Annotated in this window: 17 protein-coding genes; 8 read left to right on the forward strand and 9 right to left on the reverse strand. The window is 71.9% G+C overall.

Annotated features, from left to right (window positions below):
- Nucleotides 1–19: 19 nt before the first annotated feature.
- The 4 genes from FSYMDG_RS15260 to FSYMDG_RS15275 form a co-directional block, all read right to left on the reverse strand.
- The gene (locus FSYMDG_RS15260; protein WP_013874298.1) at nucleotides 20–4,666 is read right to left on the reverse strand and encodes an HYD1 signature containing ADP-ribosyltransferase family protein; all 4,647 of its coding nucleotides are present in this window, start codon (nucleotides 4,664–4,666) and stop codon (nucleotides 20–22) included.
- Between the two features lie 214 nt (nucleotides 4,667–4,880).
- Nucleotides 4,881–5,177 (reverse strand): WXG100 family type VII secretion target, encoded by a 297-nt coding sequence (locus tag FSYMDG_RS15265; RefSeq protein ID WP_013874299.1) that lies wholly within the window; start codon nucleotides 5,175–5,177, stop codon nucleotides 4,881–4,883.
- 73 nt (nucleotides 5,178–5,250) lie between these two features.
- On the reverse strand, nucleotides 5,251–5,901 hold the full coding sequence (locus FSYMDG_RS15270) for a hypothetical protein (protein ID WP_013874300.1): 651 nt from the start codon (nucleotides 5,899–5,901) through the stop codon (nucleotides 5,251–5,253).
- Nucleotides 5,901–6,248 (reverse strand): hypothetical protein, encoded by a 348-nt coding sequence (locus tag FSYMDG_RS15275; protein ID WP_043603743.1) that lies wholly within the window; start codon nucleotides 6,246–6,248, stop codon nucleotides 5,901–5,903. The genes FSYMDG_RS15270 and FSYMDG_RS15275 overlap by 1 nt, the downstream gene beginning before the upstream one ends.
- Before the next feature lie 423 nt (nucleotides 6,249–6,671).
- Here FSYMDG_RS15275 and FSYMDG_RS15280 point away from each other — a divergent pair, with 423 nt between their 5' ends.
- The 3 genes from FSYMDG_RS15280 (at nucleotide 6,672) to FSYMDG_RS15290 (ending at nucleotide 9,705) form a co-directional block, all read left to right on the forward strand.
- A complete protein-coding gene (locus FSYMDG_RS15280; RefSeq protein WP_013874302.1) occupies nucleotides 6,672–8,741 on the forward strand; it encodes a serine/threonine-protein kinase in 2,070 nt (689 codons plus the stop codon).
- A gap of 198 nt (nucleotides 8,742–8,939) precedes the next feature.
- Nucleotides 8,940–9,359, forward strand: a complete 420-nt coding sequence (locus tag FSYMDG_RS15285; protein ID WP_013874303.1) for a nitroreductase family deazaflavin-dependent oxidoreductase — start codon at nucleotides 8,940–8,942, stop codon at nucleotides 9,357–9,359.
- A gap of 55 nt (nucleotides 9,360–9,414) precedes the next feature.
- Entirely contained in the window at nucleotides 9,415–9,705 is a 291-nt protein-coding gene (locus FSYMDG_RS15290; RefSeq protein ID WP_013874304.1) for a type II toxin-antitoxin system prevent-host-death family antitoxin, read from the forward strand.
- A gap of 341 nt (nucleotides 9,706–10,046) precedes the next feature.
- Here FSYMDG_RS15290 and murC (FSYMDG_RS15300) read toward each other — a convergent pair whose 3' ends face one another.
- The 3 genes from murC (FSYMDG_RS15300) to murG form a co-directional block, all read right to left on the reverse strand.
- Nucleotides 10,047–11,549, reverse strand: a complete 1,503-nt coding sequence (gene murC, locus FSYMDG_RS15300) for a UDP-N-acetylmuramate--L-alanine ligase (protein ID WP_013874305.1) — start codon at nucleotides 11,547–11,549, stop codon at nucleotides 10,047–10,049.
- 241 nt (nucleotides 11,550–11,790) lie between these two features.
- Nucleotides 11,791–13,239 (reverse strand): UDP-N-acetylmuramate--L-alanine ligase, encoded by a 1,449-nt coding sequence (gene murC / locus FSYMDG_RS15305; RefSeq protein ID WP_013874306.1) that lies wholly within the window; start codon nucleotides 13,237–13,239, stop codon nucleotides 11,791–11,793.
- 83 nt (nucleotides 13,240–13,322) lie between these two features.
- Nucleotides 13,323–14,453, reverse strand: coding sequence for an undecaprenyldiphospho-muramoylpentapeptide beta-N-acetylglucosaminyltransferase (gene murG, locus FSYMDG_RS15310; protein WP_013874307.1), 1,131 nt, complete (start codon nucleotides 14,451–14,453; stop codon nucleotides 13,323–13,325).
- A gap of 249 nt (nucleotides 14,454–14,702) precedes the next feature.
- Here murG and FSYMDG_RS15315 point away from each other — a divergent pair, with 249 nt between their 5' ends.
- Nucleotides 14,703–15,776 carry a D-isomer specific 2-hydroxyacid dehydrogenase family protein gene (locus tag FSYMDG_RS15315; RefSeq protein ID WP_013874308.1) on the forward strand — a complete coding sequence of 358 codons (1,074 nt, stop codon included), beginning with the start codon at nucleotides 14,703–14,705 and terminating at the stop codon, nucleotides 15,774–15,776.
- Nucleotides 15,777–15,984: 208 nt separating this feature from the next.
- On the opposite strand, the gene ftsW is transcribed toward FSYMDG_RS15315, so the two are convergent.
- Nucleotides 15,985–17,331 (reverse strand): putative lipid II flippase FtsW, encoded by a 1,347-nt coding sequence (gene ftsW, locus FSYMDG_RS15320; protein ID WP_043603748.1) that lies wholly within the window; start codon nucleotides 17,329–17,331, stop codon nucleotides 15,985–15,987.
- 405 nt (nucleotides 17,332–17,736) lie between these two features.
- Between ftsW and FSYMDG_RS15325 the strand changes: the two genes are divergently transcribed.
- On the forward strand, nucleotides 17,737–19,203 hold the full coding sequence (locus FSYMDG_RS15325; RefSeq protein WP_237702779.1) for an FAD-binding oxidoreductase: 1,467 nt from the start codon (nucleotides 17,737–17,739) through the stop codon (nucleotides 19,201–19,203).
- Between the two features lie 167 nt (nucleotides 19,204–19,370).
- On the opposite strand, the gene FSYMDG_RS15330 is transcribed toward FSYMDG_RS15325, so the two are convergent.
- Nucleotides 19,371–20,402 carry a hypothetical protein gene (locus tag FSYMDG_RS15330; protein WP_013874311.1) on the reverse strand — a complete coding sequence of 344 codons (1,032 nt, stop codon included), beginning with the start codon at nucleotides 20,400–20,402 and terminating at the stop codon, nucleotides 19,371–19,373.
- Between the two features lie 720 nt (nucleotides 20,403–21,122).
- On the opposite strand from FSYMDG_RS15330, the gene pgeF reads away from it, so the two are divergent.
- Genes pgeF through FSYMDG_RS23305 form a run of 3 tightly spaced genes read left to right on the forward strand, consistent with a single transcriptional unit; the run spans nucleotide 21,123 to nucleotide 24,761 of the window.
- Nucleotides 21,123–21,980: a peptidoglycan editing factor PgeF gene (pgeF, locus tag FSYMDG_RS15335; RefSeq protein ID WP_013874312.1), complete on the forward strand. Its 858-nt coding sequence runs from the start codon at nucleotides 21,123–21,125 to the stop codon at nucleotides 21,978–21,980.
- Nucleotides 21,977–23,305 (forward strand): hypothetical protein, encoded by a 1,329-nt coding sequence (locus FSYMDG_RS15340; RefSeq protein WP_013874313.1) that lies wholly within the window; start codon nucleotides 21,977–21,979, stop codon nucleotides 23,303–23,305. The genes pgeF and FSYMDG_RS15340 overlap by 4 nt, the downstream gene beginning before the upstream one ends.
- A complete protein-coding gene (locus FSYMDG_RS23305) occupies nucleotides 23,253–24,761 on the forward strand; it encodes a Mur ligase family protein (RefSeq protein WP_083828305.1) in 1,509 nt (502 codons plus the stop codon). Before FSYMDG_RS15340 ends, FSYMDG_RS23305 begins: the two co-directional genes overlap by 53 nt.
- Nucleotides 24,762–24,838 lie beyond the last annotated feature (77 nt).

The raw sequence follows: 24,838 nt of genomic DNA on the forward strand, positions 1-24,838 counted from the left end.
TCCGGTTTTCGATCGCACACTAGCGCACCACCTTGATGTCGGTGACCGCGATATCCCCGGTTACGGTCCATTCATGAATATTCATTGTGGGGTTGTAATCTTTACTCAACCGATCCGCTGGAACATCGAACTCCAAGACGTGCCGACCACGCCCACGCGCAATACCAAGATACTCCTCCGCGTCACGGGGACTCAACGGCTTGCCCTTGGCCGGAACCAGAAAAACCTTGTTCTGATCGCTGGCTCTGACTACTCCCGATGAAAGAATCCCTTCTTTACCTCTGACGTTGGTGTAGTGCCGCATCCTGGCGACGTCGTATGGCGCAAGTCCCAGGGGGTCAAGCCAGCCCAGGGGGTTGGGGACGTAGGTGTGGGGGTTGGGGGCGGGGGCCAGGCCGAGCGGGTCGTTGGAGTCGTAGCGGGCGGTTTCGGGGTCGTAGTAGCGGAAGTAGTTGTAGTGGGCGCCGGTTTCCTGGTCGTGGTACTGGCCGGGGAAGCGTAGCGGGCAGTCGACGGCGCCGTCGGCGGGCTGTGGGCTGGCGCCCCAGAGGGTGGTTCGGTTGCGCCAGGCGAGGTTGCCGTCCGGGCCGATCAGCTCGGTGGGGGTGCCGACGAGATCGGTGACGATGGCGTGGAACCGGGCGTCGAACCATGCCTGGTCCGCGCCGTCGGATGGGCGGCGTTCGGACTGGGTGAGAGGGCGGAAGCTACCGGGCTCCCAGTCCCAGGTGGTGATACGGCCCGTCGGGTCGCCCGCGGTGACGTGGCTCTGCTCGGCGAGTACGGCGCCGTCCCAGGTGAAGTCGACCCGCTCGGCCACCCCACCAGCATCACCGGTGCCGCTGTCGGCGGCACGCTGCTTGGCGATACGCCGGCCGAACGGGTCGTACAGGTAGCGCCAGCGCTGGCTGTCGGGGGTGGTCACGGCGGTCAGGCGGTCGTCGGCGTCCCAGGTGTAACGCCAGGTACGCGGCTTCGCCGACAGTCGCTTGTGCTGGCGCAGGGTCACCCGTCCCTGGCCGTCGTGCTCGTAACGGACGCTACCCGCGCGGCGGATCAGTGTGCCGGTGTACTCACGTCCGCCCTGCGCGGCCTCGTGCTCCCCGTCGCGCCCGTCGCGCTGTGTGGGCACCGGCCAGGACGCGTCGGTGATGTTGCCCGCGGTGTCGTAGGCGTAGCGCTCGGACCAGTTCGCCCCGTGGACGGCGGTGACCCGCCGAGCCGGGTCGAGGTCGAACCGGCGCAGGCCGGCGAGCATGTCGTCGATCTCGGTGACGTAGCCGTCCGGACTGTAGCTGTAGTCGCGGCGCTGGAGCAGCCGTGCCTGTCGCGCGGTCCCCGGCCCGCCCGCGGTCACGGTCTGCGACAACAGTTGGTCGTTGACGTCCCAGGCCTGCGCCAGCACGACACCGGTGTCCAGGCTGCGCCGTACCTCCCGGCCGGCTTCGTCGTGGGTGAAACGCAGGGTCCGACCGGCGATGCGCAGGGACAGCGGCAGGTCGTTCGGGCCGTACTCCCAGACGCTGGCCGCCCCGGACGGGGTCACCCTCCGTACCCGCCGGCCGAGCACGTCATAGGCCGAGGTGAGCGTACGGCCGTTGCAGGTCTCGGCCAGCACGCGGCCGAGGGCGTCCCGCTGGAACACGCAGTCGGCGTCGGGGTTCGTCGCCCGTGTCACCCGTCCCGCCGCGTCGTAGGTGAACGTCGTCACACCGCTCGCGCTGTGCTTCTCGATCACGTTACCGAGCGGGTCGCGGGTGAAGCGCACGGTCTGCCCGGCGCCGTTGGTGCGTTCGACGAGCTGGCCGGCGGCGTCATACCCGTAGGCCAGCGCCCGCCCGTTGAAGTCGGTCTCCCGGGCGAGGTTCCCCGCCGGATCGTAGTCGTACCGCCAGACCAGGCCCTGCGGGTTGGTGACCGCGACCAGCCGCAGCTCGGTGTCGTAGGAGAACTCCAGCCGCGCCCCGTCCGGGCCGGTCCGCGCCGCCGGCAGGTCGAAATGCGTGACCTCGGTGCGGGTCACCAGCCCGGCCGCGTCCACGTGCTCGACGAGATTGCCCTCCCCGTCGTAGGTCCAGCGTTCGGTGGCCCCGTCCGGCCGGGTGTGCCAGGCCAGCCTGCCTTCGACCGTCCAGCCGAACCGGGCCATCTCACCGATCGGGCCGGTCACCGCGACCACTCGGCCGAAGGCGTCCCGCTCGTAGGCGGTGACCGCGCCGAGCGGGTCGGTCACCGCGACGGGCAGGCCGGCGGCGTCGGTCTCGACCCGCCGGGTGTGCCCGAGCGCGTCGGTGACGGCCGTGAGCCGGCCGCGGTCGTCGTAGGCGAGCAGCGTCCGGGCACCGGCCGGGTCGACCACGGCGGTCAGGTTGCCGCGGTCGTCGTAGGAGCGTTCCCAGCGGTCGCCGTCCGGTTCCACGAGGGTCACCGGCAGCCGCAGATCGTTCCACCGCGCGGTTGTTCGACCACCATCCGGCCTGGCGATCTCCGCCAGGTTGCCGGCGGCGTCGTAGGTGCAGCGGACGGTACGGCCCAGCGGGTCGGTCTCGGTGAGCTTGCGGTCGTACCTGTCCCAGGTGTAACGGCTGATGTTGCCGAGCGGGTCGGTGACCGACTCGACCTGCAGCGCCTCGTTGCGATGGTAGATCGTCGCGTGGCCCAGCGAGTCGACGACGGTGGTCGTGCGCCGCTCGGTGTCGTACCGTAGCTGGCCGGTCAGGCAGCCGCCGCTGCCCACCGTGGCCACACACCGGCCGGAGGCGTCGTAGGCATACCGGTATTCGGTGGCGTTGCGGTCCGTCCAGCGCACTATGCGACCGTCGTCGTCGTAGTCGTAGTGCAGCGGCTGGCCCGAGGAGTTGACGACCTCGGCAAGGTCACCGGCCTCGGTGTAGCCGAACCGCACCAGCACGGTCGCGGACCCGTCGGGATCGTTGCCGCCGGGATCGTTGCCGCCGGGGTCGTTGCCGCCGTCACCGAGCAGGGCCAGCGCGACGACCCGGTGTCGCCAGGTGTCCACCCGGATCCGGTAACCGCCGGAATGGGCGATCTCGACGGGAGCGTCATCCCCGTCGTAAACGAAATCAATGCGGTTGCCGTTGCGGTCGGTCAACGCGCTCAGCGGCCACTGGACGGGTCCGCCGGCCGCCCGCTGCCCACCGGACGGTCGCGGCTCGCCGGCTGCCCCGTGCGGCGGGGTGAGCGGGGTGAGCGGGGTGAAATGCCAGGTCCGCCCCTGCCACGGATCGCTGATCGCGTATGTCCCGTCCGCGCCGCGGGTCAGGGGCCAGCGCGGCCCCTCCACCGGCAGCACCGGCCCGTCGGCGTCCGAGACCGCCGCGTACACCAGGGTCATGCCGTCCGCGGTGGCGAAATAGACCCCGTTGTCGTCCACCTCGATCCGCTGGTCGAGGGTGGACGCCCACGAACGGCCGAACCAGCTGCCCAGCCGATAGGAGGAGACGTGCGTCCGGGACAGCGGCAACGGCAGCACGCCGGGCAGCTCCGCGTCGGTCTGGGTCAGCACCATGTCACCGGTCGCGACGTCGATCGGGTCCAGCCGGACCAGGCGCTTGACGGCCTCGACCCCGTTCGCCCGCGGGTTGGAAAGCCCCCACCTGGCTACCGACATCATGTTGCGCCCACGGGTGGCCAGCGCCGTGCCGGCGCCGCGCAGCGCGGCGCCGACGAGCTTCACCCCTTGGCCGTGCGTGACCCCACGCGCCAGACCAGCGGCGGCACGTGCCAGCCCGGCGGCACTGGTAACGCCCCGCGCGCCCGGGATGAGACCAAGGGCGTCCAGACCGAGCTGGCCCAACGACGCCTGGCCACGCGCGTACTTCGCCAGCGTGCTGGCAAAGACGGTGGCGCCGGCCACCAGGGCGATGCCGACGAGCGCGAGCCCGATCGGCCCGGAGACGAACAACGCGACCACACCGGCGACCATGGCGACGTCACGACACAGCTCCACGAAGCTGTCCCAGGACCGGAACGGCGCGGACACGGCGTTCCACACCTTCTCGTACCACGGCTTGTTCTTGATCCCGCTGCCGGCCAGCGCGTCCTCGATCTCGCGGGCGCAGGTGTGCGCCGCGTTCCCGCGCAACTCGGCGGCGTCGTCGGCCAGCCGCCGGGCCCGCAGCCGGTCGGCGCTGGCCACCTGCCCCTGCTGCGCGGCCGCCCGCACCTGCGCGGCAAGATCGGGGGACTCCCAGCCCACCGTCGCGGAACTGATCGAGCCGTCGCTGAGCTCGGCCCGCGGCCACAACGCCACCTCCCGGTCGGGCGGCAGCAGCGTCCGGACCTGACGCAACGCCGCCTGGTAGCGGCCGTGAGCGTCCAGGCCCTGCCGCAGCGCGCCACCCGCGCGTGTCTTCGCCTCGGTCAGAGTCGTCGCATAGGTGGACAGCGCATCGCCGCAGCCGTGGTAGGCACGGGCGAGCTTGGCCAGCTCGTCGGGCAGTTCGGCGAGCGCCTCGGTGAACCGGGGGGCGTAGTCACCGGCCATCCGCAGATCACCGCCGTTGGCCGCGATCGCACGCAGGCGGGTGGTGGAGCTCTCGGCTCGCTCGGCCTGCTCCCGTAGCCGGGTGGCCAGGGCCCGCACCGCTTCTGGGTCGCCCGGGGTCGGATCACCGTCCAGCTCCAGGACGTCCCAGTCACTCACCGCTGTTCTCCTTCACTCACCTACCGACAGTAGTAATCATGGCTGTATGCGGGCCGAGCGGATCTCACGTCCGCGCCCTGCGCGGCGGCCTGCCGAACACGGGCCTGCCGGTGATCCCCGGAGCCGGCCGCCCGGCCGTCGGATGGCCGCGGGGCAGGCCGCCCGACGGCCGGTCATCCGGGGCCGATCATCCGAGGCGGGTCACAGCCGTGGGTCAGCCGCCCGTGGACTGGCTGAGCACGGAATCGAGCTGCTGGTGCTCTGTGACCGCCTTGTTGAGGAAAGCGCTCATGCCCTCCAGCCCGGCAATGGCGTTTCTTGTACCGGTGTTCCACTGGTCGTAGGACTGCTGGAACTTCCCGGACGCCTGGTCGGTGATGAAACCGCTGCTTACCAGGCTGTCAATCAGGCTTTTGAGCTGGGCCAGCTGAGACTCCATCTCGTGCTGACCACCCGTGAGCCTGGACGCGGCGTTCTGCAGCGCTCCGTAGTCGACGTGGACGTTGGCCATGGCGTGCTCCCTTTCTTCAGACGGATCCGGGCGACCGACGGAACCGCTCCGGAACTGCTGGGACGAACGTGAACTACTGGGAAGAACTCGTGGTGAACAACTGGTCCGGACGATCCCGCGACCAGGCCAGCGTGTCGCTGATGGCGTCGAACAGGTCGAACAGGTCGTCGGCGATGTCGACGTGTGGACTGCTCAGAACGACGTTGAGCACCCCGCGGTCGCCGGGCACCGGGACGAGCGTCTGCATGACAACGCTGTCGATCGGCACCCCGTCCGGCTCGGCCCGCTCGACCCCGCGAACACGCACGGCCCGGCCGGCCGGTATCTCGACAATCGTCACGGTGCGCCATGGGAATCCCCGGTCCGTCGGTGCCACGGCGGTAACATGCCCCGCGATCGCGTCCACCGTGTTGTCCACGGCATTCGGCGCGCCATCGGTATGGAACACCATCACGCTCGCCACCAGGCCGCCGGAACCTTCCACCGGATCGGCCGCCGCCGCGCAGTAGACGGCTCCCTGCCGCTCGGCCCGCTCGGCGACCTCCCGCAGCAGCCTGAGCAGCGCCGACCGCTGCTGCCGCAGCTGCGGAATGTGCGCGACACGGGCGTCGACGAGCCGTGCGAGATCACCGGTCCGGGTGGCCCGCCACACGTCGAACTCGAACCAGGACCGGGGAACCCGGAGCGTGAACCACGACGGGACACCGGTGGCCGCCACGCCCATCACATGCCACCCGCAGCCACCGGCGAGGCGGACAGCACGGCGGCAGGAACCTCGGGTGAAGCCGACTCCAACGCACCGGCCAGAGCGGAATCCACCTCGGACGCTCCCTCGGCCAGCCCGCGCAGCAGGCCGGATGCCCGCTCCAACAACGTGTCCATCGACTCACGGCTGTCGGATGAATGACTCACGAAATGGTCCAGTGCAGTCTCCACCTCCCGCGAGCCGGTCACACCGTGTAGACCGTCGAAGGCGGCACCAAGAGAGGCAAGAGTGCTACGAATATCGGCCAGGTCGCTGGAGACCTGGCGGGCGACATCGGGATCGCACCCGAAGACACTCGCCATCATGTCACCACCCTTACTCCGGCTACACACGCCCACCATGACCTGGCTGGCTGGCGTCTTCGGTGTCTCTCAGCAGACATGGCCTCAGCAGACATGGCCTCAGCAGACATGGCCGGCGACGGCGAAGCCGCCGTCCGAAGAGACACCTGAAAGGCTAGACAGCACCCTACCAAGAAGCAATAAGGACAGTCTGTAACGACCAAAGGCTGTGCGATCACAGATCTTTTCACGTGGCCGGTGGCCGCGGAGCCACTGGAAAAACAACCCATGTGTGTCACGTCCCCGCGGCACTCCCTCGCGTACGTCGCCGAAGCGCGTCACGGCTTACCATATCCAACGGGAGGCATACGCCGCGGCGGACGGATTCGTGCGAAACATACCGGGGGCGATGTGGGGAAGACTCGGGAGAGCCAGGATGCGGCGCGGGTGCCGCCGGGCCCGGCCATCGAGGGGTACCGGGATTTCCGCCGGGTCGCGATCGGCGGGTTCAGCACCGTCTACACCGCCTACCAGGAACGTTTCGCGCGAACGGTAGCCGTGAAGGTCCTGAGCGCCGACGTCGGGGACGCGGCCGCGCTGCGCCGGTTCACCCGCGAGTGCCAGGCGTCCGGCCGCCTGTCCCACCTCCCCGAGATCATTACCGTGTACGACGCGGGCGCCACCACCGACGACCAGCCGTTCATCGCGATGCAGTACTTCCCACGGGGATCGCTGGTCGACCGGATGCGCGACAACAACCAGCCGAACCAGCCGAACCGGCTGTCGGCGCCGGAAACCGTCGGGGTAGGTGTGTCCGTCGCCCGGGCACTGGCCGCGGCGCACCGCGCCGACATCACCCATCGTGACATCAAGCCGGGGAATCTCCTGGTCTCCGACGAGGGCGGGGCAGTACTGAGCGATTTCGGGGTGGCGAGCTTCGGGGTGGCGAGCTTCGGAGTGGCGGGTATCGGGGCGGCAGGTATCGCGGCCGGCCCGGAGAAGTCGGTCAGCCTCGAGGCCTACACGCCGGCCCACTGCGCTCCGGAGGTCCTTGACGGACAGCGGTACTCGCCGGCCGCCGACGTCTACGCCTTCGGTTCGACCCTGTACACCCTGCTTGCCGGCACGGCCCCGTTCGCGCCCCGCGCCGGCGACGGACCGGCGACGGTCATGCGTCGCATCCTCGCCGGCGACGCCGCCGAACTCGACCAGGCTGTTCCAGAGCCGCTGCGGGCGCTGATCGGGCACATGATGTCGGTCGATCCGCGGCAACGGCCGAGCGTGGCCAGTCTTGTCGAGAAGTTCGACGCGCTACGGGACGCCCTGGGAGCCGAGCCGGTGGCCCGGCTGGGGGCAGCCGGGGATGATCTCGCGGCCGTCCCACCGTCATCGGACGAGCCGAAGGCCCACGACCCGAAAACAGGCACCGGTTCCGGGGCAGCCGCCGCCGACGTCTCCCGCCTGGAAGCCACCCGCCGCCGGTCCCGCGTCGTCTCCGCCGGGAACTCGCCGCGGCCGACCCCGGCCGGTACCGACAGTGCGGACGGCGCCGGCTCGCCATCCGCGGCTCCCGGGCCCCGCGAGCCGCTGGATACCCCGACCAGGCTGCGGCCGCGCGGTGTCCCGCCGCTGTCCGGCGACAGGAATTCCGCTCGTCGACGGCGCCGAAACGTGTGGACGGCCGCCGCGGCCGCCGTCGCGACCATTCTCGTGATCGTTGGAACACTGACTGTCACACTCCGGGGGAAATCCGGCCCGGCCGAGGTACGGGCGGACAACCTCCCCATCCCGTCGGGCGCCGCGCCGTCGGCACCCGACGGGACCGGTCCCTCCGACCACCAGACACTGATCATCGCTACAACCATCCCAACGCAGGCTGGCTTCGGCCCCGAACCCGTGACCGGGCCCGCGGCCGGACCCGCGGCAGGGCCTGTGGCCGGACCCACGGCAGGGCCCGTGGAGGCGGTACCGGCAAACCCGGATTCGGCACGGCAGCCGACATCGCCCGCCGTGCCGACAGCACCGGCTCCCAGAGAGCCGACAAACCCACCACCCCGGACAGGCAGTGGCCCGGCTCCCCCGCCCGTCCCGTCCCAGGTTCCCTCCTCTGCCCGGCCCTCGCCACAGCCGGTTCCCGCCCGCGGCTGCTCGGCGCGCGGCGAGACGATCACCGACTACGCCGGACGGGCCTTCTCGACCCGCTACTACTGCAGCACCTACGTGGCTTCGGCCGTCTACGCCAACGTCCGTTCCGACCAGGCGTCGGAGACTCTCGATGACAGCGGGTACATGGCCGCGGCTGCGAGCGTGTGGGCGCTGTGCCAGTACCAGGGCCGCTCGAACCCGGTCGTCCAGGGCAACACCAACACCTGGTGGCTGTACACCCAGGGTGACAACGGGCGTGCCAACGCCCATGGATACACCGCCTCCTGGGGGTATCTGCCGGCGACCGCGGTGTCCCAGGGCGGGCAGAACGAGCCTGTCCCCGGCGTACCACTCTGCCCGTCGTACTTCTGACCATCCGACGATCATCCGGCGATGACCTGATCCGGCCTCCGCCGTCCGCGGCCCGGCCGGCAGCCCGGACGGGCCGCGGACGGCGTGGCGACCGGCCGCCGTGACGGCTGACCTCCCGAATCGAGGTCGGGCCCCCGCTCGGCTGGGTACGACAGTCGACGTGCGTGGCGCGACAGCCACCCCTCAAGGAGGTCGTACATGCCCCTGCCCAAATGGATTGCCTCGGCCAACCGCCGGGCCACCAACCGTGTCACCGGCCCCGCCGCGACCCGGCTGCCCGGTTTCGGCGTCATCGTGCACAGGGGACGCCAGTCGGGCCGCGAGTACCGGACCCCGGTCAACGTGTTCGGCTCCGACGGCGGTTACGTCGTCGCGCTGACCTACGGCAGCGATTCGGACTGGGTGCGCAACGTGCTGGCCGCCGGAGGCTGCGTGCTGGAGCACCGTAACCACCGGGAGGAACTCGGCTCGCCGCACATCGTCCACGACGACAGCCGCAGCCAGGTGCCCGCCCCGCTGCGGCCCGTGCTCGGCGCCATCGGCGTCTCGGACTTCCTGACCCTGCGCCCCCAGCCCGCGCCGCCGCAGCCCTCCGCCGAGGAGGACCTGACGGTCTGAATCCGGCAGCCGGGAGACCACATCCGGAGCAGAGATCAAACTGTACACTTTGGCCATGACTCTGCCTGCCCGCACCACCGATCTCCATGCGACGGACGTCGAGATCGGGCTCGCCGAAGCGCGTTCCCGCCTCGGCGAGCTGGTCAACCGCGTCCACGAGGGCAACGTCGTCTACCTCACCCGTAACGGCACCCCGACCGCCGCGATCCTGCCGGTGGACGAGCTTCGCCGTCTCGTCGAGGCGGAGGAAGAGCTGGAGAATCTCCGAGCGGTCCTCGCCGCCGACCATGAGCGTGGGGGGACCGTGTCCTGGGAAGGGCTACAGGCCGAGATCGACCGTCCGTGACCTACAAGATCGAATGGTCGACCGCGGCCGCCCGCCAGTTCCGCGGACTGCCTCCGCAGGTCCAGCAACGCCTACGCCCCGCCATCAGTCGCCTGGGTAACAACCCCAGACCGTTCGGCGCGACGGCTCTTGAAGGGCGTCCGGGCGCACTACGTATCAGGGTTACCGATTAACGCGTGATCTACGAGGTGCATGACGACGTCCTGCTCGTCCTTGTCGTCCGTGTCGCCCACCGTCGCGAGGTCTACCGCCGCATCTGAACCCCGCGCTCCCGACCCACGTCGTAACCGCCACCGGCGACCAGCCGGTCTGCGCGGCGGCGGCCAGGATGCCGCATACAGTCACAGAGCTGCCGACCGGAGCGCCGCGAGCAGGCACGGACCGGTTTCGGTGATCGTTCCGGCGCCGAGGGTCAGCAGCAGGACGCCGTCCGGGGTACTCAGTCGGCTCGTCGAGAGGTCGGTGGCGAGCCGGTCGGTCAGCTTGTCCCAGGGCACGTAGTACGCGGCCTGGGGTATGGAGATCTTTTTGACCAGGTCGCAGGCGTGCAGGCCGAGCGTGTCGTGCTCGCGGGCGGCGTAGATGTCGGTGACGTACACCCGGTCGGCGTCGGTGAACGCGTCGGCGAAGTCGTCCAGCAGGGCCGCCAGCCGGCTGAAGGTGTGCGGCTGCACAGCCACCCACACCTCGCGCGTACCGGCCCGCTGGCGGGCGGCGGCCAGCGTGGCGCGGATCTCGGTCGGATGATGGGCGTAGTCGTCGATCACCTCCAGCGGACCCTGGCGGTCCGTCGCCGGGGCCGTACCGACCAGCGTGAACCGACGGTCGGCACCGGTGAAGGTCGCCAGTATCGCCAGGGCGCTCGCCACCTCGACGCCCAGCTCGGTGGCGGCCGCAAGCACCGCCAGCGCGTTGCGGACGGTGTGGGCGCCGGGCAGCGCGAGCGTGAGCGTCCCGACGTCGTCACCGTCGTGGCGCACGGTCGCCCGCTGGCCTCCGCCGGGGGTGGTACGCAGGTTCACCGCCTGCCATGACCGGCCCGGTTGCAGTCCGTAGTCGATGACCCTTGCCCGCCCGCCACCGGTCGTGTCCCCCGGCCCGGCATCAGAGCCGGACTCGGAGACGGGGGCGGAGGCCGGCAGCGCCGCGAGCACCGCCCGCACGCCGGGATCGTCCCCGCACACCACGAGCGTCCCGCCGGGGCGGACCCGGGCGGCGAACGCGGTGAAGGCACGCCGCACGGACGCCTCGTCGGGGAAGAGGTCGGGATGCTCCCACTCGACGTTGGTGATGACGGCGAGCGCCGGGTCGAGACCGGCGAACGCGCCGCCGTACTCGTCCGCCTCCAGGACGAACACCCGCCCGGCGCCGACCAGCGCGTTGCCGCCGAGCTGCGCCACCTCGGCACCGATCACCGCGGTCGGGTCCACTCCGGCGGCACGCAGCACCAGGGTGAGCATCGCCGACGTGGTGCTCTTGCCGTGCGAGCCCGCCACCGCGACAAGATCGTATCCGGCGGTCAGCTCGGGCAGCCACTGGCTGCGCCGCCGGACCGGCAGGCCGCGCCGGCGGGCAGCCAGCAACTCAGGATGACCGTCGGGAAACGCGCTGGACGCGACGACGACATCCACCCCGTCGAGCTCCGCGTCCAGCGCGGCCGGGTCGGTGACAGCACCCACCCGTATCCGGGCGCCGGCGGCACGCAGCGCGTCCAGGCGAGGGGCGTCCTGCGCGTCGCTGCCGCTGACCGTCCCACCCCGGGCGAGATGGACGTGGGCGAGCGCGGACAGGCCCGATCCCGCGATCCCCAGGAAGTGGACGTGCTGCAAGCTCTCACCGGTCACGACAGGCAGTGAACACCACGCCGCGACCGGACCGCCACGCGGCCGGCTCCGCTGACCAGGCCAGACAGTCGAGCGACCAGGACGAACGATCAGGTGGCCAGGCCGAACGGCCGAACCGGGCGGGATCGTCGGGGTCAGCGGGCCGGGGAAGCCCCGTCCCCGGCGGTGGCGCGGGCCGGGCAGGGCCGGGGGTCAGCGGACGGGCAGGCGGCAGCGGACGGGCAGGCGGCAGCGGGCGAGGTCAGCGGGCGTGGGGGGCCCGTTCGGCGAGGACGCGCAGCAGCTCGCCGCCGAGAAGCGTCACATCGCCGGCACCGACCGTCAGCACCAGATCGCCCGGACGGGTGAACGCCGCAACCTGGTCCGCCGCGGCCGACCAGGACGGCTCGTAGACGACCCGGCCGGCCGGCAGTGGCACCTGCGCGGCGACGCTCGCGCCGCTGACCCCGGGGATCTGCTGCTCCCCCGCGCCGAAGACGTCCATGACCACGACCGCGTCGGCGAGGCCGAGAGCGGCGCCGAACTCGGCGGCGAAGGCCGCCGTCCGACTGTAGAGATGCGGCTGGAAGGCCACCACCACATTGCCGCCGTCGACGATGTCGCGCGCGGCCCGCAGCACGGAGACGACCTTGGTCGGATGGTTGGCATAGTCGTCGATCACTCGGATGCCGCCCGCGGTGCCCTTGGTCTCGAAACGGCGGCGGGCCCCGGCGAACCCGGCCAGCCCCTCCAGCAGGCCGGCGGCGGGCAGGCCGAGCTCCAGCCCGGCGGCGAGCGCCCCGGCGGCGTTGTGCAGGTTGTGCCGGCCGGGCACCCGCAGGCTCAGCTCGCCCAGGCGTCGCCCGCGGACGACGACCTCACAGGTCGAGCCGGCGGCGGAGACCATCGGCAGCTCCACCCGGACGTGAGCGTCCACCGACTCGCCGTAGGTGGTGACCCGCGGGGCCTTTCCGCCGTCGCGCTCCCGCTCCCGCAGGGCCGCGACCAGCAGGGCGGCGCCCGGGTCGTCCGCGCAGGCCACCACGAAGCCGTTCGGGTCGACCCCGTCGACGAACCGGGCGAACGCGGCCTCGACGTCCTCGGGCCGCTGGTAGTAGTCGAGATGGTCGGCTTCGACGTTGGTGACGATCGCGCCGGAGGGCGCCAGGAGCAGGAAACCGCCGTCGCTCTCGTCCGCCTCGGCGACGAAGATCTCGCCGGTGCCGGCGTGCGCGTTGGAGCCGGCCTCGTTGATGTCGCTGCCGATGACGAACGACGGGTCGGCGCCGCAGGCCTGCAGCGCGACAGTGACCATCAGGCTGGTCGTCGTCTTCCCGTGGGTGCCGGCGACGGCCAGCCCGCGTGTCCCGCGCATCAGCGCCGCGAGCGCGGCGGACCGGGAGACGACGCGCAGGCCGCGCCTGCGGGCCGCCTCGACCTCGGGGTTCCCGTCCGGGATCGCCTGGGAGACGATCAGGGTACGGGCATCGCCGAGATGGTCTGGATCGTGACCGACCGTCACCACAGCGCCGAGCGCCCGCAACGCGGCCAGCCGGCGGGTGTCCCTGGCGTCGCTGCCGGACACCGACGCGCCGCGCCGCATCAGCAGCCGCGCCAGCCCGCTCATGCCGGCGCCGCCGATCCCGACGAGATGGACGCGGTCGAACTCGTCCGGTAGGGCCGGAGCTGTCACAGTGACATCTTGCCCCATCCGCCGTCCGAGACCAGGTCTTTGGCAGGCCGCGCGTGGCGCGGCGGCGTCCTCAGGCAGGCCGCGCGTGGCGCGGCGGGTCTTCAACGGGCCGCGTGGCGCGGCGGCTGCCGCCGGCGGGACGCCGCAGCCTCCCGGATCATCGCGACGATCGCGTTCGCGGCGTCGGGATGCCCGGACCCGGCGCAGGCGGCCGACATCTTCGCCAGCCGCTCGGCGGAGGTCAGCACGGACAGCAGTTCCGTGCAGATCCACTGCGCGGACAGGTCGGCGTCGTCCACGATGAGGCCGCCGCCGGCCTCCACCGTCGGCAGGGCGTTACGCCGCTGCTCGCCGTTGCCGTGCGGGAGCGGGACGTAACCGGCAGGCAGGCCCACCGCGGCCAGCTCCGCGCAGGTCATCGCGCCGGAGCGGCACAGCGCCATGTCCGCGGCCGCGTAGGCCGACGCCATGTGGTCCAGGTACGGCCGGACGACGTAGGGCGCGGGCAGCCGCGCCGGCAGCTCCGCGAGCACCGTGTCGGCGTTCTTCGGCCCGGCCGCGTGCAGGACCTGCACCCCGCTCGACGTGATCTCCCCGGCCACCGAGACGATCACGTCGTTGAGCCGGCGGGCCCCCTGGGAACCGCCGAATACCAGCAGCGTCGGCAGGTCGGGGTCGAGGCCGTAGCCGGCCCGCGCGGCCCGGGCCGCCGCCGGGGAACGGTCCAGGCGCAGAATCTCCGGGCGCAGCGGGATGCCGGTCAGCCGCCCGCCACGCAGCGGCGTGTTCGGGTAGGACACCGCGACATAGGAGGTGAACCTGGCACCGATCCGGTTGGCCACGCCCGGCAGCGGGTTCGCCTCGTGCACGACGATCGGGATGCCCGCCCGGCGCGCGGCCAGGTAGGCGGGGACGGAGACATACCCGCCGAAGCCCACGACCACGTCCGCGCGCACCTGGGCGAGCGCCGCCGACGCCTGGCTGACCGCCCCGGCCAGCCGTCCGGGCACGGTGAGCAGGGACGGCGTGGGCCTGCGCGGCAGCGGCACCTTCGGCACCGTCGCGAGCTCGTAACCGCGGGCCGGCACCAGCCGGGCCTCCAGCCCGGACTCCGTCCCCAGCAGGGTCAGACGCAGCCGAGGGTCGGCGGCGCGCAGGGCGTCCGCGACGGCCAGCGCCGGTTCGACATGACCCGCCGTGCCACCGCCGGCGAGTACCACACTCCTCAGCATCGTCCACGACGATGGCACATCCTGGCCGTGGGCCGCTCCCCGGGTACCGTCAGCGGCACCGCCCGTCCCGGTGACGTCACGGGGAGCCCCGCTGGGAACTTGCGGGAAAGGGCATGTCAACGCCGTATTTCAACTTTGTCTACCTGTCTGGTCGGGCATAGACGCCGCGTCCGCAACGATGATGCACTGCAACTAAGTGTCTGCCGTGCCCGCAGCCGCGCGCCGGCCGCCCGGACGGGAAGGGAACCCATGACGAGCGTGAGCGCACCGACCCCGCACCAGGCCGAGGCAGCGGAGACAGCCACGGCGGCGGGGGCGGGAGCGGCCACGGTGGCCGGGACGGCCGAGGCGCCCGGGATACCGGCGCAGGCCGCCGTGCCGCGAGGCCTGGTGCTCGGCGTCCAGTTGCCCCTGCCGTGGGGGATCCCCGTCCGGCGGGCACTCGACGACGCGCTCGGTGGTGAGCCCGGCATCGAGATCGTCGATGTTCCCGCGACGGGGGATCCGGACCGCCGGCCGCGGGTCCTGCTGATCGGGCCGGGCCTGCGCGCCGAGCGGCCGCCGGCCTGGTTCGGCGAGGTCGAGTGGGTGCACACCGTCTCCGCCGGGATCGACAGCTACCCGTCCTGGCTGCTGTCGGCACCTGTGGTGACCTGCTCCCGCGGACTGCACGCCACGCAGATCAGCGAGTGGCTGGTGACCGCCCTGCTCACCGGGGCCAGGCAGAACTCCTGGGTCACCGCGCCGGTCACCTTCCCCCGGCCGACGCCGGGCGCCCTGCTCGCCGGTTCGACGCTGGGGATCGTCGGGTTCGGGGAGATCGGGCAGGCGGTGGCCCGCCGCGCGCTCGCGCTCGAGGTCGACGTGGTGGCGCTGCGGCGGCGGGGCCGGCCGAGCCCTGTGGACGGTGTCCGGCTGCTACCCGACCTCGCCGGCCTGCTGGCGGTGAGCGACGCCGTGCTGCTCAGCGCCGCGGCCACCCCCGAAACCCACCACCTCATCAACGAGACGACGTTGCGCCAGGTGAAGCCCGGCGTGCACCTGCTGAACATCGCCCGGGGCACCCTCATCGACCAGGAGGCGCTGCGGACCGCCCTCGACGACGGCCGGGTCCGCCTGGCCAGCCTCGACGTGACCGACCCGGAGCCCCTGCCGGCCGACCACTGGCTGTTCGCCCACTCCCAGGTACGCGTCAGCCCCCACATCGGAGGCTGGGCCCCCGACCTGGAGCGGTCCATCGCCCGGCGCTTCCACGAGAACCTGCTGCGCTACCGCTCCGGCCAGCCCCTGATCGGCCTCGTCGACCCCGCAGTGGGGTACTGAGTGGGGTGCTGAGGAGAGTACCGAGGACCCGCCCCGACCGGCCGTCCCGGACACACAGGCGCATGGCACGACCGGTGGGTGCGCGCATGAGCATGATCGCGCCCGTGGCCCGTGGGTCAGCGGCCCGTGGGTCAGCGGCCGAGGGCGGCGGTGGCGGCGTCGGCCAGACGGCGGGCGCAGGCAAGCCGACGGAGCACCAGCGTGCGGGTCACCAGCGGGCGGAGACCCGCGGACCGTCCTCACGGCGGACGTCCACGCGGTAACCGCCATGCGGCGGCTGCTGGGCGTGGAAACGCCGCCGCCAGTGGTCGGTGCCGGCACGGTCCCGCGCGTCGCGCCGGGCCGCTGCCCGGGAGCTGATCAACGCGGCGGCCGCCGGCTCGTTGCGGGCGAACGACAGCAGCATGCCTACCGTGAGCATCGTCGGGACCAGCGCGGAGCCCCCGAAGGACACCAGCGGCAGCGGAATGCCGGTGATCGGCAACAGCCCCACCACGGCCCCCATGTTGACCACTGCCTGGCCGATGATCCAGCCGGTGGCCGCCGCGGCGGCAAGCTGGGTGAACGGGTCGGTGCTGCGGTGGGCGACCCGGATGCCGGCGAACCCGAGCACGGCGAAGAGCATGACGACGACCAGCGTGCCGAGCAGGCCCAGTTCCTCCCCGATGATGGCGAGGATGAAGTCGGTGTGGGCGTTGGGCAGCAGCCCCGGCCACTTCTCCCGGGAGGCGCCGAGGCCCTCCCCCCACCAGCCTCCGGAGGCCAGCGCGTACAGGCCCTGCACCGCCTGGAAGCCGGTGTCGTGGGCGTCCGCGAAGGGATCGCGATAGGACATCAGCCGTTCCAGCCGGTACGGCTCCCGGACGGCCAGGATGGTTCCGACCACCAGGATCGCCCCGCTGAGCGCGGCGAACACCCGCAGCGGGGTCCCGACCACCCACAGCAGGGTGAGCAGGACGGTCAACACCACGATCGTCGTGCCCATGTCCGGCTCAAGCATGATCAGAATGGAGATCAGCAGCGCGCTGGGAACGAGCGGTACCAGCAGGTGCTTCCAGTCCCCCAGCAGCCTGCGTTTGCGTACCAGCAGATCGGCGCCCCACAGGACGAGAGCGAGTTTCGCGATCTCACTGGGCTGTAGCGTGTACGGCCCGAACTCGATCCACCGCTGGGCACCGTTGAGCGACTTACCGAGTGGTGTCAGCACGACCAGCAACAACAACAGGGAAACGACCATCGTGGGATAGGCCAGCAGCCGGAACACCCGGACCGGCAACCGGCTGCCGAGCACCAGCAGGGGCAGGCCGATACCCACCCAGGTCGCCTGGCGGGCGAACACCGCGTACGGGGAGCCCAGTTCCTCGAAGGCACGCACGCTGGAGGCGGAAAGCACCATGATCAGGCCGAACAGCAACAGCAGTCCGGCGGAGAACAGCAGCAGGTAGTAGGACGCCAGCGGCCGGGCCAGCAGCGGCACCCGGACGTCGTCACCGCCGCCCGTGCCCGGCCGGGAAACACCGGGCCGGGGCGGACTCGTCGTCACCAGACCGGTCATGCCACTCACCCCGACACCCTCCCCGGCATCATCCCGGCACATCCTTTCGCTCTCGCCCCCGACGAATCCCCGGAGCACCGGGACGAACGCGCTCCGGCGCGAAACACCGTGACGCCTTCCACCGAATAGTCCATGCCGGAGGCCCTTTCGACACCGACCATCGCGGGCGTGTCGGGCATCAACCGACGGAACCACCGGACACACCGAACAACAATCAACCCTGCGCAGTCGCCCGGATATGCGAAGCAGCAGATCATCACAACGGTGATACGTGTTGTCGTAACCGGCCCACCGACCCGTCCCGCCGTCGGGCCAGCTACGACGAAGAGATCATGAGGAAGAGCCTGAGCCATGGCCCGAGACCCCGTACTGGAAACACTGCGTGATGCGATAGGCGACACGCGCGTGCTGACCGACCCCGCCATCGTCGCCGGCTACGTCGGGGACTGGACCGGGCGCTTCGTCGGCCGGACGGCCGCCGTCGTCCGGCCGGTGAGCACCGCCGGGGTGGCCGCGGTCGTGGAGATCTGCGCCCGGTACGGGACCCCGCTGGTGCCCCAGGGCGGCAACACCGGGCTCGTCGGCGGCGGGGTGCCCACCCGCGGGGAGATCGTGCTGAGCCTGCGCGGGTTCAGCGACACCCTGTCGGTCGACGCGGCGGCCGCGCAGGCCACCGTCGGCGCGGGCGTGCTGGTCAGCAGCCTGCACCGGGCGGCGTCCGCCGCCGGCCTCGCCTACGGCGTGGACCTCGCCAGCAGGGACAGCGCCACGGTCGGCGGCACCGTCGCGACGAACGCCGGCGGCCTGCGCGTCCTGCGCCACGGGGACACCAGGACCCAACTGCTCGGCGTGGAGGCCGTCCTGGGTGACGGCAGCGTCGTCTCCCATCTCGCCGGCCTGCCCAGGGACAACACCGGCTACCACCTGCCGTCCCTGCTCGCGGGCAGCGAAGGGACGCTCGGCGTGGTCACGGCGGTGCGGGTCCGGCTGGTACCGGCCACCCGGGCGCGGGCGGTCGGGCTGCTCGGCTTCGCCTCGGTGGAGCGGGCCGTGACCGCGGCCTCCCAGCTGCGCAACGGCCTGCCCGCGCTCGCGGCCGCCGAGCTGATGCTCTCCCCCGGCCTGGAGCTGGTGATCCACGCCTGCCACCTGTCCCGGCCGCTGCGGGGCCGGCACCCGGCCTACCTGCTGGTCGAGATCGCGGACGAGACCGGCGTCTACGCGGGGGGCGGCGTCACCGCCGGCGGCATCCCCGGCAGCACTGTCGGGGATGCCGGTGTCGGGGGTGCCGGTATCGGTGGTGGCAGCCTGGTCGGGCGGGCCACCGTGCTGGAGACGCTGGCGGACGCCGTCGCCAGCCTGCCGGGGGTCCAGGACGCGTCCCTGGCGGGCGACGCGCGCGGCTGCCGCGCCCTGTGGGCCTACCGAGAACGGCACACCGAATCGATCAACACCTTCGGCACGCCCGTCAAGATGGACGTCACCCTGCCGCTGGGCGTCCTGCCCTCGTTCGTCGAGACGGTCCCGGCCAGCGTCGCGGGAATCGCACCCGAGGCGAGGACCTGGCTGTTCGGTCACGTCGCCGAGGGCAACGTGCACGTCAACGTCACCGGCACCGGTAGCGGCGGCAGGAGCAGGGGCAGGAGCACCGGCGGGGACGCCGAGGATCGGCGGATCGAGGACGCCGTGTTCGGGCTCGTCGCCGACAACGGCGGCAGCATCAGCACGGAGCACGGGATCGGCACCGCGAAACGCCGTTGGCTGCCGCTGAACCGCTCACCCAGCGAGATCGCCGCGTTCCGCCGTCTCAAACAGGCTCTCGACCCCGCCGGCATCCTCAACCCGAACGTCCTCCTGCCGGCGGCACCCTGACCGGCCGGCGGACCCGACCAGCCCGCGGACGCCGGGACGGGCCCGGCCGCGCCGGAACAAAGCCGGCCAGGACACGGCCGTGCCGGCGTTCGGCCATGCCGGCGCTCGGAGGGATGAGCGCGGGCACGGAACCCGGCTGAGCGGGACGAGGTGACGCCGGGGGGCCGTCAGCCGGCGTCGACGTCCCTGCGCAGGTCCGCGGCCGCCAGGAAGAACGACCGGATCTCCTGGAGATAGTCACGGGAGCCGAAAGCCTTCGTCGGCGTGGCCGAGGCCGCGGCGTCGACCCCGGCCACCGTGACACCGCACCGGGCCGGCCGGCCGAGCGCCCTGATCGCGACAAGCTGCTGGTAGGGCACGTAGATCTGGGTGGTGACGGCGACCACGTGGTCGCGTGGTGTCAGCGGGCTCCTGGTGCGCCAATAGGTCAGCTGGTCGAACGTGTTCGCCCGGCGGGCGTCCGGGTCGGCCGACGGCGCGACCACGACCGTCACGTCCGCGACCGCCCCGCCCGGCCAGCGTAGCCAGGCGGCGGCCGTCCGCTCCTCGCCGTCCCCGCCGTCCGGGAGCCTGCCGTCGATCTCCGGTAGCCCTCGCAGCTCCCAGGTGGCGCGGGCCGCGGCGACCACGGCGTCCGCCTCGGTCGTCATCCGGCGTCCCGGCAGCAGCCATTCGGTCAGGCCCAGCGTGTCCGCCTGGCTCCGCTCGGCGGCGGAGAGATCACGGGCGGCTGTGGTGACGACGACCTCCCCGGGACGGGGCTCACCACGCTGGAACGACCGGGCACGGTGCAGGCGGTTGACGTTGGCCCGCACCGCGCCGGCGAGAACGACCAGGCGCGACGCGTCCGCGAGCGGCGGCTCGGTCGCGTCGACCATGCCGAGCGCCCGCGCGGCGGCGACGGCCAACTCCTCGGGGATGAGCCGGTCCCCGACGACCGCGGCGTCACTCTCGATCGCGCCACGCTCCCGGTTCCGGCGGAAGTCCCAGTCCGCGCAGCGCTGACAGAGCTCGCCCAGCAGCCGACGCGGGTCGGCGGAACCAGCCCAGCCCCATCCGGACGCCTTCGCCAGCGCCTGGACCGGCTCACCGGACAGCCACGCCCACAGGCTCTCCAGCAGGACGGCGTCGGGGACACCGCCGGCCGGCCACCTCGGGACGTCGACCGGGTCGAAGGCCGGTGAAGCATCGCGCCGCACAGCACGCCTCCCCCTCGTGGCGGGGCCGTCCATGCTCACGCCGGGGTCGCACGCACGCGGACGGGCCCTGAAACGGTCCCTGTCAGGGCTGCTGTCCCGGTACGTTACGCCCCGCCGCGCATCGCGCCCCGCCGGCAGCCGCTCCCCGGCGGATCTTCCCGCCGGACGCCGTGGCCCGCGAACACGTGACCTGAACGTCGTGACCGTTGGTAGAAGTGACTGGTCGGCAGCGTGACACGAGACCGGCAGCGTGACACGAAGCGGACGTGTCGTAAGCGAGCACGCTGTCGCCGCGCCGCAACCAGGTTGATGATCGCGGGGATACGGACGTTAGAATGGAATATTCCCGTGTTCCGCATTCTTACCGTATGCCCGCCGGTAACGGGCACCGACCCGCCGGCCCGGCCATGACGGTGCTACGATCCGGTTCAGGTGAACAAATGCGGGCCGAAGGAGGCGGAACGGCGGACACAATCCTCGACGCCCGCCCGGTCGGAGGCAGGCCACCTCGAGCCGGAAATGACTGGTTCGTCGGCAGCACCACCGGACGTCGTTCAACCGGACATCGTTCAACCGGACATCGTTCAGAGAAATCATAACCTCCACGCTTCCGTCCAAGGATTTTCACAGCATTCTCCAGGCTGTCCCCGGAATCGGAAGAGAAGGTGCTTACAACCCTGGGACAACGACCATCAAGGTCGGGAATCGAGGCCGGGAACAATGTCCACGAGCACGGCCGAAGCACACTTCCAGCGGACCGCCCCAGGTCTGCGGGTGCTGCGCTGGCCGGCCCTGAACGGGCACGGTGTGGACGCTTTCGTCACGACCCGTGACGGCGGGGTGTCCACCGGCCGCTACGCGTCGCTGAACCTCGGCCTGCACGTCGGGGACGACGACGCGGCCGTGCTGGCGAACCGGGCGAAGGTGGCCGACGCCCTCGGCGCGGAGCTGGACAACTTCGTGTTCTGCGAGCAGGCCCACCGCCGCAACGTGGCCGTCGTCACCGACGAGCACCGCGGCCGGGGCGCCCGCTCGGCAGCGGACGCGATACCGGCGACCGACGCGCTCGTGACCGCCGTTCCCGGTGTCATCCTCGTCGTCATGGTGGCCGACTGCGTCCCGCTCGTCCTGCACGACCCGGTGGCCGGCGTCCTGGCCTGCGTGCACGCCGGCTGGGGCGGGACCGTCCGCGGGGTCACCCCCGCCGCCGTGACGGCCATGCGCCAGCTCGGCAGCGAACCGCGCGACATCGTCGCCTGTGTCGGGCCGGCCATCCACCCCGACCGCTACCAGGTCGGTGCGGACGTCGTCGACGCGGCCCGCGCCGCCTTCGGCGACCAGCTCGACACGGTGGTGCGACCCGACGGCACCGGCCGGTGGACCTTCGACCTGTGGCGGGCCAACACCCTGCAACTGGTCGCGGCGGGCGTGCCGGCGGGCCAGGTGCACGTCACCGCCCTCGGCACCGGCCCGGACAGCCCGTTCTTCAGCCACCGGGCCGGCGGCCCGTGCGGCCGGTTCGCCGCCGTGGCCCGGCTGCGCGAAAAGGACCAGCCGCGCGAAAAGGACCAGCCGTGACGGCGTCACCCCCGCGCGGGGAGAGCTTCCACTACGTCGGCTACGACATCGACGCGTCCCGTAACCGGCTGGTGTGTCGCTACCGGCTGGACGGGCGGGACTTCCGCGAGGAGATCACTTTTCCCGACGGCGGCGCCTGGGACGAGCCGGCGGCCGCCGAGACGGCCCGGCTGATCTTCCTGCTGGCCGCGGTCTCCTACTACAAGTCCGCCGCCCCGCCGGTGGTCGACCTCGGTGACACCGCGGTGACGGACACCGAACGCGCGTTCCTCCGCGAGTTCTACCTGGACGGCCTGGGCGAGTTCGCCTACCGCAACAACCTCGACCTCTCCGGCCTGCGGATCGTCGGCCCCCGGCTGGAACGGACGGCGCCGGTGGCGTTCAGCCCCCGCGGCGGCCGGCCGCTGGTACCCTTCGGCGGCGGAGTGGACTCCATCGTCACCGCCGAACTCCTCCGGCCGCTGGCGAAGGACCCGGCGCTGTTCGTGGTCAACCGGCCCGGGGACCGTTTCGACGCCATCGAACGGCCCGCCCGCGTCACCGGTTTCCCGGTCGTGCGGGCGGAACGACTCATCGACTCCCAGCTGTTGCGCTCGGCGGAGCTCGGTTTTCTCAACGGGCACGTCCCGGTCACCGGAATCCTCTCGGCGATCGCGCTCCTGGCGGCCGTCCTGGACGGGCGGGACGCCGTGGTGATGTCCAACGAATGGTCCGCGTCGGTGGGCACCGTCGAGGTCGACGGCCGGTCCGTCAACCACCAGTATTCCAAGAGCGAGGGGTTCGAGAACTCCCTGCGCTCGGTGCTGGCGGAAACACTGGCCGGCGGGCCGGACTACTTCTCGCTGCTGCGCCCGTTCACCGAGCTGTGGATCGCCCGCCGGTTCGCCGCGCTGCCGCAGTACTTCGACCATTTCCGCAGCTGCAACCGCGCTTTCCACATCGACCCGGCACAGCGGCTGGACAGATGGTGCGGCCGCTGCGACAAATGCTGTTTCATCGACCTGGTCCTCGCTCCCTTCATGGCCGAACCGGCGCTGCGACGGGTGTTCGACGGCCGTGAGCCGCTGGCCGACGTGACGCTGCTGGGCCGGTTCCGCACCCTGCTGGGGCTGTCCGCGGACAACAAGCCCTGGGAGTGCGTCGGTGACGTCACCGAGTGCCGGGCCGCCACCGCGCTGGCCGCCCCGCGTCACGACCGGGCCGGCTCCGCCGTGCTGGCCGCGCTCGGCCCCCTGCCCGAGGAGCCCGCGCTCGAGGAGCTACTCGTCCCCCATGGCCGCCACTTCGTCCCGGACCGGTATGCGCCCGACGATCTCCTGGTCTGACCTGCGCGGCCGCGCGGTCGGCATCTACGGCCTGGGACGCGAGGGCGAGGCCAACCTGCGGGCCTGCCTCGCCCGGGGAGTCGACCCGGTGCTCGTCGACGACGCCCCCGGCCGGACCCACGTCGACGGCCGGCCGCTGCTGGCAACCGCCGCCGGCGGGTTCGACGCACTCACCCGCTGTGACGTCGTCGTCAAAACGCCGGGGATCTCCCGTTACGGCGAGACCGTGCGGGCCCTTCAGCGGCGTGGCATCCCGGTGGTGGGCGGGGTGGGCCTGTGGCTCGCCGAAGCCGACCGGTCGAAGGTGCTGTGCGTGACCGGCACCAAGGGCAAGAGCACGACCTCGGCGATCGCCGGGCACCTGCTGACCCGCCTCGGCTACCGCTGCCTGGTCGCGGGCAACATCGGCCTGCCGCCGCACGACCCACAGGCCGGCAGCGGGTACGACTTCTGGATCGTCGAGATCTCCAGCTACCAGGCGACCGACCTGGCCTGCTCCCCGCCGGTGGTCGCGCTGACCTCCCTGCATCCCGACCATCTGCCCTGGCACCGCGACGATCCCGAGACGTACTACCGCGACAAGCTGTCCGCCTGCTCGCAGCCCGGCGCCGAGCTGACCGTCGCCAACGGCGACAGCGACCTGATCCGCGCACACCGGCACCTCCTCGGCCCGAAGGTGCACTGGGTGCACGCCGACGACGGCACCACCGGCTCCGCCGACATCGCCGGCCCGGCTGTCCCCGTTGGTCCTGCCGGCTTTGCCGGCCCCCTTGGTACTGCCGGCCCTCCCGGCCCTGGTACCGCCGGCCCGGCCGGTGCCGGCACCGCTGGCCCCGCCGGTGCTGACGCCGCCGGTGACGCCGGTGACTGGACCCGCCCGCTGGGGCTGCTCGGCCGGCACAACCGGCGCAACGCGGTGATCGTCAGAGCCTGCCTGCGGGCGCTCGGCGTGCCCGAGGCGGACGACGACGACGCCCTGCGGGCCGCCGCGGCGGGCTTCGCCGGCCTGGACAGCCGGCTGAAGATGATCGGCTCGGTGGGCGGGGTCAGCTTCGTCGACGACAGCCTGTCGACGAACGTCCTGCCGACACTGGCGGCCGTGGACGCCTTCGACGACCGCCGGGTCGCACTCATCGTCGGCGGCTACAGCCGCGGCATCGACTACCGTCCGCTCGCCGTCGGCCTGCGCGGCCGCACCCTGGACACGTTCGTCCTCACCGTGCCGGACAACGGCCCGGACATCCGCCGCCAGGTCACCCAGACCGGTGCCGGCCCGCACGTCACCGTGGTGGACACCCCCGATCTCGCCACCGCCGTCGTCGAGGGCTACCGCTGGGCGAAACCCGACGGCGTCGTCCTGCTCTCACCGGCGGCGGCGAGCTTCGGCCGCTTCCGCGACTACCGTGACCGCGGCGCCGCCTTCGCCCGCGCCATGCACAACTGCCACACCACCTGACACCGGGTCACCTGACGTTCTGAAGGACGCCGACGTTCTGAAGGACGCGGTGGCCGCGTGCTGGTCGTGCGGTACTG

The sequence above is a fragment of the Candidatus Protofrankia datiscae genome (assembly GCF_000177615.2).
Taxonomy (GTDB): Bacteria; Actinomycetota; Actinomycetes; order Frankiales; family Frankiaceae; genus Protofrankia; species Protofrankia coriariae.